The following is a 13,497-nucleotide window of genomic DNA, read 5'->3' as shown; positions in this document are numbered from 1 at the left end:
ACGGCCGGCAATCGCTCTCCCGACGGTGGCGGCTCACACGATCGGGGGTTGCCCCTCGATCGGGCGTCCGAGCACACCGGGGCGGCGCTGCCAGGGGCGCGGCCCGCCGCCCGGACGGTAGTCGATGCCCAGCGCGTCGAGTCGGGCGAGGTGCGCGCGCCGCATCCGGCCCTGGAAGCCCGCGAAGTCGCGTTCCTCCGGTACGGGCAGCGGGGACCAGGCGACCTCGGCGAACGCGACGAGCCGCGGGAAGACTTGGTAGTCGACGCGCTGCCGGGTGTCGGCCACCTCGGTCCACATGTTGGCCTGTGTGCCGATGACGCGGCCGGCCGCCGGGGTGCCGGCGAGCTGCGGCGGTACGGGCTCGAAGTGGTAGACGTCGCTGAGCGTGCGGACGTAGCCGATGGGCACCGGCTCGTCGGGGCCGCCGTCCTGCCGGTGGTCGAGGTAGACCTGCTGCTCGGGGCACATCACGACGTCATGTCCCGCCGTCGCGGCGGCGATTCCGCCGGCGTAGCCGCGCCACGAGGAGACGGCGGCGCCGGCGGACAGGGCGGTGTCGGCCGCACCCGCGTCCGTACGGGCACCCGCGTCCGTACGCGCTTCCCCGTCCGTACCCGCCTCCGCCGGGGCCGCCGGTCCGAGCGCGCCGCCCTCCAGGATCTCGTCCCAGCCGATGAGGCGCCGCCCCCGTGCCGCGAGCCAGCGGTCGAAGCGCCGGATGAACCACGACTGCAGCGCGTCCTCGTCCGCCAGCCCCTCCTGCCGCATCCGCTCCTGCGCGGCGGCGGACTGCCGCCACTGCGTCTTGGGGCACTCGTCGCCGCCGATGTGCACGAACGTGGACGGGAACAGCTCCAGCACCTCCTCCAGTACGCCCGTATAGAAGCGGAGTGTCCGGTCCGTCGGCGCGAGGACGTTGGGGTTGACGCCCCAGTCGTCCCAGACGCCGAGCGCGGAGGTGTCGACGACGTCGGCGTTGCCCAGCTCCGGATACGCGGCGATGGCGGCCTGCGAGTGCCCCGGGATGTCGATCTCCGGTACGACGGTGATGTGCCGCTCGGCGGCGTACGCGACGATCTCCCGGATGTCGTCCCGCGTGTAGTAACCGCCGTGCGGGCGCTCGTCCCAGAGGTCGGAGTGGCGGTGGCCCTTCTTCGTACGGGCGCGCCAGCCGCCGACCTCGGTGAGCCTCGGGTAGCGCTCGATCTCGATGCGCCAGCCCTGGTCGTCGGTGAGGTGGAGGTGCAGCACGTTGAGCTTGTGCGCGGCGAGCTGGTCGACGCAGCGCAGCACGGCGTCCTTCGGCAGGAAGTGCCGCGCCACGTCCAGCATGAAGCCGCGCCAGCGGAACCGCGGCGCGTCCTCGATCCGCTGCGCCGGCACGCGCCACACGCGCGCCGGGTCCGTACGTGCCTGCCGGTACGCGTCCGGGCCGAGCAGCTGCCGCAGCGTCTGCGCGCCCCAGAACACGCCCGCGGCGCCGCCGCCTTCGATGAGGAGGCCGTCCGGTGCGGCCTCCAGGCGGTAGCCCTCCGGGCCGAGTGCGGCGGTGACGGCCGGCTCGACGCGGAGCCGTACGGGGGCGTCGCCGGCCGCTCCGGCCGCACCGGCCGCTCCGTATGGCGGCAGCGGCAGCCCGGTGGGCGCGCCCAGCGCGCCGCGCAGCCAGCGCGCGACGTCCTCGGTGCCGGGGCCGGCGTCCAGCCGCGTGCCGGGCCCGAACACGAACTCGCCGTCACCGCCCGTGGTGACGGAACGGGGCGCCGGAATCAGGTCGTGCCGCATGTCAGGACTCCTGCTCGTGTCGTCGTACGGCTGTCGTCATACGGAAGGTGCGGAGGGCGTCGTACGGAGGGCGCGCAGGGCGCCGCCCCTCAGTCCTTCATCGCTCCCCCGATGCCCGAGACGAGATGCCGCTGGACGGCGACGAAGAAGATCAGCACCGGGATTGTCATCACCGTCGAGGCCGCCATCACGCCGCCCCAGTCGGGGGTTTCGGTGTCGAAGAAGACCAGCAGCGCCATCGGCAGGGTGGAGTTCTCGGTGGCGCTGATGATGAAGGACTTGGCGAAGAGGAAGTCGTTCCAGGTGGAGATGAACGAGAACACGCTCGTCGCCACCAGGCCCGGGAAGACCAGCGGGAAGAGGATCTGCCACAGGAAGCGGGTGCGGCTCGCGCCGTCGATGAACGCCTGTTCCTCCAGCGCCTCCGGCACCGCCTTCACGAAGCCGCGCAGCATCCAGATGGCGAACGGCAGTGAGAAGGCGATGTGCGGCAGGATCAGCGAGTAGAGGGTGTTGAGCGCGTTGAAGTCCCGCATGAGAAAGAACATCGGGATCGTCAGCGCCTCGATGGGCACCATCTGCGCCGCCAGGAACATGATCAGCAGCGTCGTACGGAACTTGAACCGGAACCGCGTCACCGCCGTCGCCGCCAGGAACGCGATGAGCGCCGACGCCACGACGACCGCGCTCGCCACGAGCAGGCTGTTGAGGAAGTACCGCCCGAAGTCCTGCTGTTCGAAGACCCGGCGGAACGAGTCCAGCGACGGCTCCAGCGTCCACGGCCGCGGCTCGTCCGACTGCACCTCGCCGGCCGGCTTGAACGCGGACAGCACCATCCAGTACAGCGGGAACGCGACGACCACCGCGATCAGCACCGCCGCCGACTCCGCCGCGAGCCGCCACGGCCTGCGTATGCGCCACCTGCGGGGCGCGCGTACGGCCTCGCTCACAGTTCCTCACCCCTCCGGCGCAGCAGCCGCAGATAGACCAGCGTCACGCCCAGCAGGATCAGCAGCATCACGACGCCGATCGCCGAGCCGAGGCTGTACTGCGAGGAGGCGAACGCCTCCTGGTACGCGTAGACGTTCAGCACGAGGTTCTGGCCGGCGATGCCGCCGCCGTCCGTCATCACATAGATCTGCGTGAAGACCTTGAAGTCCCAGATGATCGACTGGATCGTCACCACGACCAGGATCGGCCGCAGCATCGGCGCCATGACGCTGCGCCAGATGCGCAGCGCCGACGCGCCGTCCAGCGCGGCGGCCTCCAGCACCTCGCCCGGGATCGCCCGTATCCCGGCGTACATCGTCACCATGACGAACGGGAACGAGCACCACACCACCTCGAAGAAGACGAGCGCGAAGGCGCTGTACCGCCCGTACGTCCACGAGAAGTCGCCCAGCCCCAGCAGCTTGTTGACCGGACCGAAGTCCGGGTCGAAGAGGAACACCCACACCGTGGACCCGGTGATCGCGGGCGTGGCCCAGGCGCCGAGCGCGGCCAGCATCAGCGTCAGCCGCGGCACCAGCCGTATCCGCGTGAGGAGTACGGCCAGCGAGCAGCCGACGGCCATCGTGCCCGCGACGCACGCGGCCGCGAACACCACGGTCGCCAGCAGGACGTCCCAGAACTTCCGGTCGCCGAACAGCTCGGTGTAGTTCGCCAGCCCCTGGAACGTGGCCGCCTCGCCGCCGCTGACCTGCGCCTGGGTGTACTCCAGTACGGAGATCAGGCCCAGCTGGTAGATCGGGTACGCCAGCAGCGCGGCCAGCACCACCAGGGCGGGGGCGAGATAGAGCCAGGGCGTCCAGCCGCCCCCGCGCCGCGGTGCGCGCGCACCGCGGCGCGGGGGGCGCGCCGCGGCGCCGCGTGACTTCCGTACGCGGACGCCGTCGCGTACGCCTGCCGTCGTGCTCACTTGGCGAAGGCCTCGTCCATCTGCTGCGCCGCCGCGTCGGAGGCACCGGCCACGTCCTTCTTGCCACTGGCGATCTGCTGGAACATCGTCGGCAGCACCATCCCGGCGTCGATCTCCGCCCAGGCGGGGCTGGCGGGCACGAACTTCGCGCCGGACTCCAGCGTCCGCACGAACGGCTCGACGAACGGCTCCTCCGCGGCGGCCTTCTTACGGGTGTCGCCGAACGTCGGCAGGAAGCCCATCTCCTCGAACAGCCGCTGCTGCGTCTCCTTGCCCGCCAGCTGCTGCATCAGGTCGACGGCGAGGGTGCGGTGCGAGGTGCTCTTCATGACGCCGACGTTGTTGCCGCCCGCGAAGCCGGGCGCGATGTCGCCCTCCTTGAGGCCCGGCAGCGGCACGACCGCGTACTTGCCCTTGACCGAACCGTCGTCCATGGCCTGCCGGTTGAAGTCACCGCCGAGCGCCATGCCCGCCTTTCCGCTCGCGAACGCCTCGACGTTGTCGTTGCCGGTCATCTGCGCGCAGTTGCTGGGCGGGCAGTTGTCCTTCCCGAACAGGTCGGTGTAGGCCTTGATGCCCTTCTGCGCCTTGTCGCTGTTGATGGCGGCGGTGAAGTCGCCGCCCTTCTCGGTGGCGAGCTCGCCGCCGTGTGCCCAGATGAACGGCATGGCGCCGTACGTGTACGCGCCGCCGACCATCAGGCCGTACAGCTCGGGGCGCTCCTGCCGGATCTTCCGCGCGGTGGAGGCGACTTCGGCGAGGGTCTTCGGCGGCTTGAGGCCCAGGTCCTTGAACACGTCGGTGCGGTAGTAGAGGGCGCGTACACCGACGAAGAGGGGCGCGCCGTAGATCTTCCCGTCCACCGTCACCGACTCCTTGGCGGTCGGGTCGGTGTCCTTGCCCTCGTCCCAGGCGCCGAACTCCTCGGTGACGTCGGCGAGTCCGCCGTCCGCGACGTATCCGGCGGTGTCGGTGTTGCCGAACTCGATGACGTCGGGGGCGGAGTCGGGATCGTTGAGCGCGCCCTTGATCTTCTCCGCGCGGCTGTCGACGGGGATGTACTGCACATCCACCTTCACGTCCTCGTGGCTCTTCTGGAACTTGGCCACGACGTCGTTGACGACGTCCTGCTTCGGCTTGTTGTTGACCTCCTTGAAGAGCCACACCCGGAGGGTGCCGCTCTTCTCGTCCTTCTCGGCTCCGCCGTCGTCGGTGGAGGGCGCGCAGGCGGTCGCCGTCAGCCCGGCGAGGGCGAGCGCCACCACCGGGGCGGCTATGCGGGCAGAAACTCTCATGAGCGGTACCCCCAGGCGGGTTTGTATTGCAACATCCGCAACGCATGTTTCGTGCTGCACAACTTCGCAGGAGGTTATGGGCGGCGGCACCGGCCCACAAGAGGTATCGACCAATCCGTAATGCGCGGCAGCGCTCTGTGCAACGGCTTCCAGCCCGTCCGGCATTTGAGGACGGCCCTCAGCCACGACGTGGCTGCACTGTGGGGTGACACCGCACCACATCAAGCCGTCCCGCCCTTGAGGACGGCGCTCGCCACATCAAGCCCGACGGGCTTGATGTGACTGAGGTACAACCTCGGGCGGGTGCGAAGGTGGGGGCCGGGCACAAACGGACAGCGCGCTCCGGCCCGCCTCCGGGGAGGCGGGCGGAGCGCGCTGTGAGACCTACGCGGTCAGCGGGCGGGCGTACAGCACACGGCAGACGAACGGCTCACTTCTTGCCGTCGCCCTTGCCGTCCTTGCCGCCCTTGTCACCACCGGGACCCATGGTTTCGAAGATCTCCTTGCACATGGGGCAGACCGGGTACTTCTTGGGGTCACGCCCCGGCACCCAGACCTTGCCGCAGAGCGCGACGACGGGGGTGCCGTCGAGCGCGCTCGCCATGATCTTGTCCTTCTGGACATAGTGGGCGAAGCGCTCGTGGTCGCCGTCGCCGTGCGATGTCTGCGGGGTCGGTTCGACGAGCGTGCCGGTGCCCGCCCCGCGCTCGGGCTCGTGTGTGCTCATGTGACCCAAGCTTAAGCCCCCTGCTAGTTGAGCGAAGGGTCGTCCGGGTACGTGGCCACCATCGCGAGCTCGCTGCGCTGGCGCCGCAGGACATTCCGCCACAGCTGCTCCGGATCGGGCGAGGAGACGTCGCCCGGCTCGGACTCCACCACGTACCAGGCGCCCTCGGACAGTTCGTCCTCGAGCTGGCCCGCGCCCCAGCCCGCGTAACCGGCGAAGATCCGCAGTGAGCCCAGCTCGGCGGCGAGGAGTTCGGGTGGCGCCTCCAGGTCGACGAGGCCGATCGCGCCGTGCACCCGGCGCCAGCCCATCGGGCCGTCGCCGTCGGAGCCGGCGTCCGGGTCCGGGTCCGGGTCCGTGCCGGAGCCCGCGTGTTCGGAGCCGGACGGCACCACCGCCACCCCGAGCGCCGCGTCCAGCGAGACGGGGCCGCCCTGGAAGACGACGCCGGGCTCGCCCGCTAGCGCGGCCCACGGCTCCAGGATGTCGCCGACGCCCACGGGCGTCGGGCGGTTGAGGACGACTCCCAGCGAGCCCTCCTCGTCGTGGTCGAGGAGCAGCACGACCGCGCGGTCGAAGTTCGGGTCGGACAGCACCGGTGTGGCGACCAGCAGCCGCCCGGTGAGCGAGGACACCTCGGTCATGCGGCAATGATCCCGCACACGTGGCCTTCGCGGGGAGTCAACGACCGATCCGTGGACACCCGGATCCGGCCGGCGGCCCGCCGTACGCGTTCCCGCGGCCGCCGACGCGGCCCGGACCGTGACCGTACGGCACAAGGTGCGGACGGAACGTGTCAGCGGACCGTGAGCGGATCGTCCGCGGGCTGCCGGCGGGGTGACGGCGCGGTGCCGCGGGGGCGCCCGCGGAGCGCGCCGACGGGCGCCCGGGCGCGCGAGGGGGCGCCACACCCGTACAGAATCCGCCCCGGCGGCCATTACGCTTGCTCTCTGTCCCAGCCCGTCTCCAGGAAACGCGGAGATCCATGACCGGCACCGATGATGTCCTGCTAGTCCACGGCGGTACGCCGCTCTCGGGCGAGATCCGGGTTCGTGGCGCGAAGAACCTCGTGCCCAAGGCCATGGTCACCGCGCTGCTCGGCAGCGAACCGAGCCGTCTGCGCAATGTGCCGGACATCCGTGATGTCCGGGTCGTACGCGGTCTGCTCCAGCTGCACGGGGTGACCGTACGCAGCGGGGACGAGCCCGGTGAGCTGGTGCTCGACCCCTCGCACGTGGAGAGCGCGAACGTCGCCGACATCGACGCGCACGCGGGCTCCTCGCGCATCCCCATCCTCTTCTGCGGCCCGCTGCTGCACCGGCTCGGGCACGCGTTCATCCCGGGTCTGGGCGGCTGCGACATCGGCGGCCGGCCCGTCGACTTCCACTTCGACGTGCTGCGGAAGTTCGGGGCGACGATCGAGAAGCGGGCCGACGGCCAGTATCTGGAGGCGCCGCAGCGGCTCCGCGGCTGCAAGATCCAGCTGCCGTACCCGTCGGTCGGCTCCACCGAGCAGGTGCTGCTCACGGCCGTACTGGCGGAGGGTGTGACGGAACTCTCCAACGCCGCCGTGGAGCCGGAGATCGAGGACCTCATCTGCGTACTGCAGAAGATGGGCGCGATCATCTCCATGGACACCGACCGCACAATCCGCGTCACCGGCGTGGACCAGCTCGGCGGCTACACGCACCGCGCCCTGCCGGACCGGCTGGAGGCCGCCTCGTGGGCGAGCGCGGCGCTGGCCACCGAGGGCAGCGTGTACGTGCACGGGGCGCGGCAGCGCGAGATGATGACGTTCCTCAACACCTACCGCAAGGTCGGCGGCGCCTTCGAGATCGGCGACGAGGGCATCCGCTTCTGGCACCCCGGCGGCCCGCTGAACGCCATCGCGCTGGAGACGGACGTACACCCCGGCTTCCAGACCGACTGGCAGCAGCCGCTGGTGGTCGCGCTCACGCAGGCGTCCGGGCTGTCCATCGTGCACGAGACGGTCTACGAGTCGCGGCTGGGCTTCACCTCCGCGCTCAACCAGATGGGCGCGCACATCCAGGTCTACCGCGAGTGCCTGGGCGGCATGCCGTGCCGTTTCGGGCAGCGCAACTTCCTGCACTCCGCGGTCGTGTCCGGGCCCACCAAGCTCCAGGGCTCCGACCTGATCATCCCGGACCTGCGGGGCGGCTTCTCGTATCTGATCGCGGCGCTCGCCGCGCAGGGCACCTCGCGGGTGCACGGCATCGACCTGATCAACCGCGGCTACGAGAACTTCATGGAGAAGCTCGTCGAGCTGGGCGCGAAGATCGAACGTCCGTAGGCGCCCGGCACACGCCGCGCGACGCCCGCGTACGGCCCGTACGCCGCGTACGGGCCGTACGCCGCGTACGCCGCCGGCGGGCCCGTGGAACGCCGAGAGGGGCGGCCACCGCGATGGTGGCCGCCCCTCCGGCTGTCCGCGCCGCCGCCCGCTGGGGGTCAGCGGACCCGGATCACTTGCCCTTGGCTGCTTCCTTGAGCTTGGAGCCCGCCGAAACCTTGACGCTGTACCCGGCCGGAATCTCGATCGGGTCGCCCGTCTGCGGGTTGCGCGCGGTCCGAGCGGCACGGTGGGTGCGCTCGAAGGTGAGGAAGCCGGGGATCGTGACCTTCTCGTCCCCCTTGGAGACGACCTCGCCGATGGTCTCGGCGAGGGCGGCCAGAACGGCGTCGGCGTCCTTACGGGTCACCTCGGCGCGCTCGGACAGAGCGGCCACCAGCTCACTGCGGTTCATAGTTCGTTACTCCCGTGTTCTTCTTGCCGATGAGGCGTGAGTTCGAAGCCGATGCTGCCAGGGCCCTCGGACAGTCCCCGGACCCGGGTCCGTTCAGACCCTCGCGCCCAGGGACGCATCCTGCCCCCACCTGCGGCGGGAAATCCAATCCGGCACGCATTCCGGCCCCCCGCGGAGTCACTCGAAAAGTGCCAGTGGCTCGCTGTGACGTTCCATAGGCTCTGTCCGGTGCGGCTCCCGCCAGCCTATGGGGCCGTCCGGGTGCCGCCTTCCGCGACGCGCCGGGCGAGCCGGGTGCCGGGAGGGCTTCAGGGCCCTCAGGCCGCCCTCGGACGCCTCAGTCGCCAACCGCCGCTCAGTCGGCCATCGCCGCGCTTGTGGCGCTTGTGGCGGTCGTGACGTCCGCGGCGGACGCTCCGGCGGCGCGGGCCGCGTCCCGTACGGCTCCGGCGACCGCTCCCGAGACCTTCTCGTTGAAGACGCTCGGGATGACGTAGTTGGCGTTGAGCTCGTCCTCGAGGACCACGTCGGCGAGGGCGCGGGCCGCCGCCAGCATCATCTCGTCGTTGACCGTACGGGACTGCGCGTCCAGCAGGCCGCGGAAGACGCCCGGGAAGACCAGCACGTTGTTGATCTGGTTCGGGAAGTCGGAGCGTCCGGTGGCGACCACGGCGGCCGTACGGCGTGCCTCCGCCGGATCGACCTCCGGGTCCGGATTGGCGAGCGCGAACACGATCGCGCCGTCCGCCATCGCGGCCACGTCGGACTCGTTCAGCACGTTCGGCGCGGAGACGCCGATGAACACGTCCGCGCCGGCGACGGCCTGTTTGAGGGTGCCGGTGACGCCCTCGGGGTTGGTGTTGTCGGCGATCCAGCGGAGCGCCGAGTCGGTCTCCGCGTTCTGCAGGTCGTCGCGGCCCGCGTGCACGACGCCGTGGATGTCGGCGACCACCGCGTGCTTCACGCCGGCCGCCAGAAGCAGCTTGAGGATGGCCGTACCGGCCGCGCCCGCGCCGGACATGACGACCCGTACGTCCCCGATCCGCTTCTCCACCACGCGCAGCGCGTTGTAGAGCGCGGAGAGCACGACGATCGCGGTGCCGTGCTGGTCGTCGTGGAACACGGGGATGTCGAGCGCCTCCCGCAGCCGCGCCTCGATCTCGAAGCAGCGGGGCGCGGAGATGTCCTCCAGGTTGATGCCGGCGAAGCCCGGCGCGATGGCCTTGACGATTTCCACGATCATGTCGCTGTCCTGGGTGTCCAGGCACAGCGGCCACGCGTCGATCCCGGCGAACCGCTTGAAGAGGGCCGCCTTGCCCTCCATCACCGGCAGCGCCGCCTTGGGCCCGATGTTGCCGAGGCCGAGGACGGCGGAGCCGTCGGTGACGACGGCGACGCTGTTGCGCTTGATGGTCAGCCGGCGCGCGTCCTCGGGGTGGGCGGCGATCTGCGTGCAGACGCGGGCCACGCCCGGCGTGTAGACCATGGACAGGTCATCACGGTTGCGAATGGGGTGTTTCGAGGACATCTCGATCTTGCCGCCGAGGTGCATCAGGAACGTACGGTCGGAGACCTTGCCGAGCGTGACGCCCTCGATGTCGCGCAGCTTGTCGACGATCTCGTCCGCGTGCGAGGTGGAGGTCGCCGCGATCGTGACGTCGATACGCAGGCGTTCGTGGCCGGAGGCGGTGACGTCGAGGCCGGTGACCGAGCCACCGGAGGACTCCACGGCCGTGGTGAGCTGACTGACCGCGGTCCCGCCGGCGGGAACCTCCAGTCGGACCGTCATCGAGTACGAGACGCTGGGCGCCGTTGCCATGGCCGTCTTCCTTCGCTTTCCCTCGTCGCGGAGTGCCGCCCGCGCGGCACGCCTCCAGATAGTCGCACCTACCCCTAGGTACGCGGTAACCATGCTCGGTTACCGGAAATGTTTTTCCACCATACGAGATCACCCGCGACGCCTCGACAGTACCCGCACTTCGTGGTGGCGAAAGTCGGTATCAATCACCCTGAATCGCCCCTAAGCGTCCTAAGCTCTGGCGCGCACACAACGCTTATGCACTCACGGGAGAGCAGAAAATGGCTCAGGGCACGGTCAAGTGGTTCAACGCGGAGAAGGGGTTCGGCTTCATCGCCCAGGAGGGCGGCGGCCCGGACGTCTTCGTCCACTACAGCTCGATCAGCGGTGACGGCTACCGCAGTCTGGAGGACGCCCAGCGCGTCGAGTTCGAGATCGCCGAGGGGCGGAAGGGGCCGCAGGCGGAGCAGGTACGCGTCATCGCCTGAGCAGGGCCGCAGGCCCTGTGAGAGGGGAAGGGTGGCACCGACCCGCCAGCTCGCCTCGCGGCAAGTGGTCGCTCGAAGCGACTATGGTTGGGCCCGGGGGCATGGATCGGGCCGGTGCCACTCACAGGCTAACAAACAGCCCCCCAACGGCAATTCCTGCGTCGGACCCGGACCGGATCAGTCCCGGAGCAGCTCCGGCACCCCCGCGTCGTCCGCCGCGTCCCGCTCCCCCGACAGGATCGTCAGCCGCTGCGTGGCCCGCGTCAGCGCCACGTACAGGGTGCGCAGCCCGACCGTGCCCGCCGCCCCCGCCCCGGAACCGCCGTCCCGCGGCGCGCCGCCCGCGATCTCGGCGGGCGAGACGACGAGCGTCGCGTCGTACTCCAGGCCCTTCGCCTCAAGGCTGCCCAGCGGCACCACGCGGTCGCCGAGCCCGGCCAGCCACTCCCGTGCCTGCGTGCGCCGCTCCATGGCGACGACGACGCCGACCGTCCCCTCCACCTCGTCCAGCAGGCGCCGCGCCTCGGCCCGTACGGACGCGCCCAAGTCCCCCTGCGCGACGGCGAACCGCGGCTCCAGGCCCGTCGAGCGCACCGCCTTGGGCGGTACGACGCCGGGCATCGCCAGCGCGAGCACGCGGTCGGCCAGCTCGGCGACCTCGGCCGGGTTGCGGTAGTTGACGGACAGTTCGAAGCGGCGGCGGGGCCGGCTGCCCAGCGCCTCGTCGCGGGCGGCCGCGGCCTCCTCCGTGTCGGGCCACGAGCTCTGCGCCGGGTCGCCCACCACGGTCCACGTCGCGTGCCGGCCGCGGCGGCCGACCATTCGCCACTGCATGGGCGTCAGGTCCTGCGCCTCGTCGACGATCACGTGGGCGTAGTCCGTACGTTCCTCCGCCAGCCGCTCCGCGCGCTCGCGGCGCGCGGTGTTCCGGTCGGCGGCGGTCGTCACCTCCTGCACGCCGAGTTCGGCGAGGAGGTCGGCCTCGGTCTGCTGCCGCGGGCGCGCGGGCGTGCCCAGCAGCACCTGGAGTTCGTCCAGCAGCGCCACGTCGTGTACGGACAGCGGCCCCTGCCCCGCCGCGTCCAGCCGCCCCAACGAGCGTGCCACGTCCGCCGCTTCGCCCGCGCGCAGCGTACGGCCCGCCCAGCGCGCCAGTGCGCGTTCGTCGGCCATCGCGGCGAGCACCTGGCGCGGGGCGAGCTCGGGCCACCAGGCGTCCAGGAACTCCTGGAACTCCGGCTCCGTGGACACGTCCTCGTCGAAGCCCTCACGCGCCTCCTGCTCCAGCTCCGGATCGTCCGGGTAGCGGGCGGCCGCACCGGACTTCTCCCACAGCGCGTCCAGCACGAAGCGCCGCGCGCGCGGCCGCATCAGGTTCAGCGGCGCCGTACCGCCCAGCACCTGCCGCCGGATGGCGCGCAGTTCCTCGGCGTCCAGCTCGACGCGGGCGCCGAACACCACGACCCGCAGCCGCTCCGGCGCGCCGTCCCGGCCGAGCGCCCCGCGCGCCGAGGCGCGCAGCACGCGCACCATGCGCGCGGAGCCCTTGACGCGCGCGACCCGCGGCGCGTCGAAGGCGGTCCGCGCCGCTCCGTCCGCCTCCGCGCCGTACGAGCCGTCCGCGCCGTACGAGCCGTCCCCGCCGTACGAGCCGTGCGCCTCCGCGCCGTCCGCGAGTGAGCCCAGCGCGCGGATCGCGACCTGGCCCTCCTCGCCGAGCGACGGCAGCACGCCCTCGGTGTACGACACCAGCAGCGGCGTCGGGCTCACGATCAGGATGCCGCCCGCGTACCGGCGCCGGTCCTGGTACAGCAGATACGCCGCCCGGTGCAGCGCCACCGCCGTCTTGCCCGTGCCGGGGCCGCCCTCGACCTCCGTCACGGACGCGGCGGGCGCCCGGATGACCATGTCCTGCTCCGCCTGGATGGAAGCGACGATGTCGCGCATCGCGTGGCTGCGCGCCCGCCCCAGCGAGGCCATCAGCGCGCCGTCGCCGACGACGGCCAGCTCGGCGCCGTCCAGCCGCGCGGTGATCTCCGGGCGCAGCAGGTCGTCCTCCACGCCCAGGACGCGCCGCCCCTTGCTGCGGATCACCCGGCGGCGTACGACCCGGCCCGGCTCCACGGGCGTCGCGCGGTAGAACGGCGCGGCGGCGGGCGCGCGCCAGTCGATCACCAGCGGCGAGTAGTCCGCGTCGAGCACGCCGAGGCGGCCGATGTGCAGGGTCTCCGCGATGTCGGCGGTGCCGTCGGGCCGTACGGCGTTCTCGGCGGGCTCGACGGACAGGTACGCGCCGTCGGCGCCCCGTACGCCGTCCTTGCCGGACAGCAGGTCGACCCGGCCGAACAGGAAGTCCTCGAACTCGCTGTTCAGCCTGTTCAGGTGGATGCCCGCGCGGAAGACCTGCGCGTCCCGCTCGGCGAGCGCGCCGGGGGTGCCGACCTGGGACCGCTGGGAGGCGTCGTTCATCAGGAACTCCGCCTCGTCGATCTTCTCCTCCAGGCGGCGGTACACCGTGTCGAGGTGCGCCTGCTCGGCACGGACCTCGCGCTCCCGTACGCCGTCGTCCCGTACGCCGTCGTCCCGCGCGCCGTCCGGCCCGCCGTCCGCCGCCGGGTCCGTCGCGGCATCCGTCGCCGGGCCCGCCGTGGCGTCCCGTGCCGGGCTGTGCGGTGTGTCCTGCGGAGCGTCCTGCGCTGCGTGCTGCGCTGCCAACGC

General features: G+C 71.4%; 11 protein-coding genes. 2 read left to right on the top strand and 9 right to left on the bottom strand.

What is annotated here, in order from left to right:
* Positions 1–33: 33 nt before the first annotated feature.
* The 6 genes from DVA86_RS11245 to DVA86_RS11220 form a co-directional block, all read right to left on the bottom strand.
* Entirely contained in the window at positions 34–1,788 is a 1,755-nt protein-coding gene (locus DVA86_RS11245; protein ID WP_208877820.1) for a beta-N-acetylhexosaminidase, read from the bottom strand.
* Positions 1,789–1,877: 89 nt separating this feature from the next.
* Entirely contained in the window at positions 1,878–2,738 is an 861-nt protein-coding gene (locus DVA86_RS11240) for a carbohydrate ABC transporter permease (RefSeq protein WP_208877819.1), read from the bottom strand.
* A complete protein-coding gene (locus DVA86_RS11235; protein ID WP_208877818.1) occupies positions 2,735–3,706 on the bottom strand; it encodes a carbohydrate ABC transporter permease in 972 nt (323 codons plus the stop codon). Before DVA86_RS11235 ends, DVA86_RS11240 begins: the two co-directional genes overlap by 4 nt.
* Complete coding sequence (locus DVA86_RS11230) at positions 3,703–5,001, bottom strand: extracellular solute-binding protein (protein WP_208877817.1); 1,299 nt, start codon at positions 4,999–5,001, stop codon at positions 3,703–3,705. The genes DVA86_RS11235 and DVA86_RS11230 overlap by 4 nt, the downstream gene beginning before the upstream one ends.
* A gap of 430 nt (positions 5,002–5,431) precedes the next feature.
* Positions 5,432–5,728: a DUF3039 domain-containing protein gene (locus DVA86_RS11225; RefSeq protein ID WP_208877816.1), complete on the bottom strand. Its 297-nt coding sequence runs from the start codon at positions 5,726–5,728 to the stop codon at positions 5,432–5,434.
* 23 nt (positions 5,729–5,751) lie between these two features.
* Positions 5,752–6,372: a YqgE/AlgH family protein gene (locus DVA86_RS11220; protein WP_208877814.1), complete on the bottom strand. Its 621-nt coding sequence runs from the start codon at positions 6,370–6,372 to the stop codon at positions 5,752–5,754.
* Between the two features lie 341 nt (positions 6,373–6,713).
* On the opposite strand from DVA86_RS11220, the gene murA reads away from it, so the two are divergent.
* Positions 6,714–8,039: a UDP-N-acetylglucosamine 1-carboxyvinyltransferase gene (gene murA / locus DVA86_RS11215; RefSeq protein WP_208877812.1), complete on the top strand. Its 1,326-nt coding sequence runs from the start codon at positions 6,714–6,716 to the stop codon at positions 8,037–8,039.
* Positions 8,040–8,211: 172 nt separating this feature from the next.
* Here murA and DVA86_RS11210 read toward each other — a convergent pair whose 3' ends face one another.
* Entirely contained in the window at positions 8,212–8,493 is a 282-nt protein-coding gene (locus DVA86_RS11210; protein ID WP_028436141.1) for an HU family DNA-binding protein, read from the bottom strand.
* Positions 8,494–8,848: 355 nt separating this feature from the next.
* The gene (locus tag DVA86_RS11205) at positions 8,849–10,312 is read right to left on the bottom strand and encodes an NAD-dependent malic enzyme (RefSeq protein ID WP_208877810.1); all 1,464 of its coding nucleotides are present in this window, start codon (positions 10,310–10,312) and stop codon (positions 8,849–8,851) included.
* A gap of 260 nt (positions 10,313–10,572) precedes the next feature.
* Between DVA86_RS11205 and DVA86_RS11200 the strand changes: the two genes are divergently transcribed.
* Positions 10,573–10,779 carry a cold-shock protein gene (locus DVA86_RS11200; protein WP_208877808.1) on the top strand — a complete coding sequence of 69 codons (207 nt, stop codon included), beginning with the start codon at positions 10,573–10,575 and terminating at the stop codon, positions 10,777–10,779.
* A 177-nt stretch (positions 10,780–10,956) separates the two neighbouring features.
* Here DVA86_RS11200 and DVA86_RS11195 read toward each other — a convergent pair whose 3' ends face one another.
* Positions 10,957–13,293, bottom strand: a complete 2,337-nt coding sequence (locus DVA86_RS11195) for a HelD family protein (RefSeq protein WP_425470976.1) — start codon at positions 13,291–13,293, stop codon at positions 10,957–10,959.
* Positions 13,294–13,497 lie beyond the last annotated feature (204 nt).

Origin of the sequence: Streptomyces armeniacus (assembly GCF_003355155.1) — a bacterium.
Classification (GTDB): domain Bacteria; phylum Actinomycetota; class Actinomycetes; order Streptomycetales; family Streptomycetaceae; genus Streptomyces; species Streptomyces armeniacus.
This window is presented reverse-complemented; position numbering and strand designations above follow the sequence as displayed.

Coding starts and splice junctions, on each gene's coding strand:
- DVA86_RS11210 (WP_028436141.1), bottom strand. CDS start 8,493: ATGAACCGCAGTGAGCTGGTGGCCGCTCTGTCCGAGCGCGCCGAGGTG.
- DVA86_RS11200 (WP_208877808.1), top strand. CDS start 10,573: ATGGCTCAGGGCACGGTCAAGTGGTTCAACGCGGAGAAGGGGTTCGGC.
- DVA86_RS11205 (WP_208877810.1), bottom strand. CDS start 10,312: ATGGCAACGGCGCCCAGCGTCTCGTACTCGATGACGGTCCGACTGGAG.
- DVA86_RS11230 (WP_208877817.1), bottom strand. CDS start 5,001: ATGAGAGTTTCTGCCCGCATAGCCGCCCCGGTGGTGGCGCTCGCCCTC.
- DVA86_RS11220 (WP_208877814.1), bottom strand. CDS start 6,372: ATGACCGAGGTGTCCTCGCTCACCGGGCGGCTGCTGGTCGCCACACCG.
- DVA86_RS11245 (WP_208877820.1), bottom strand. CDS start 1,788: ATGCGGCACGACCTGATTCCGGCGCCCCGTTCCGTCACCACGGGCGGT.
- DVA86_RS11225 (WP_208877816.1), bottom strand. CDS start 5,728: ATGAGCACACACGAGCCCGAGCGCGGGGCGGGCACCGGCACGCTCGTC.
- murA (WP_208877812.1), top strand. CDS start 6,714: ATGACCGGCACCGATGATGTCCTGCTAGTCCACGGCGGTACGCCGCTC.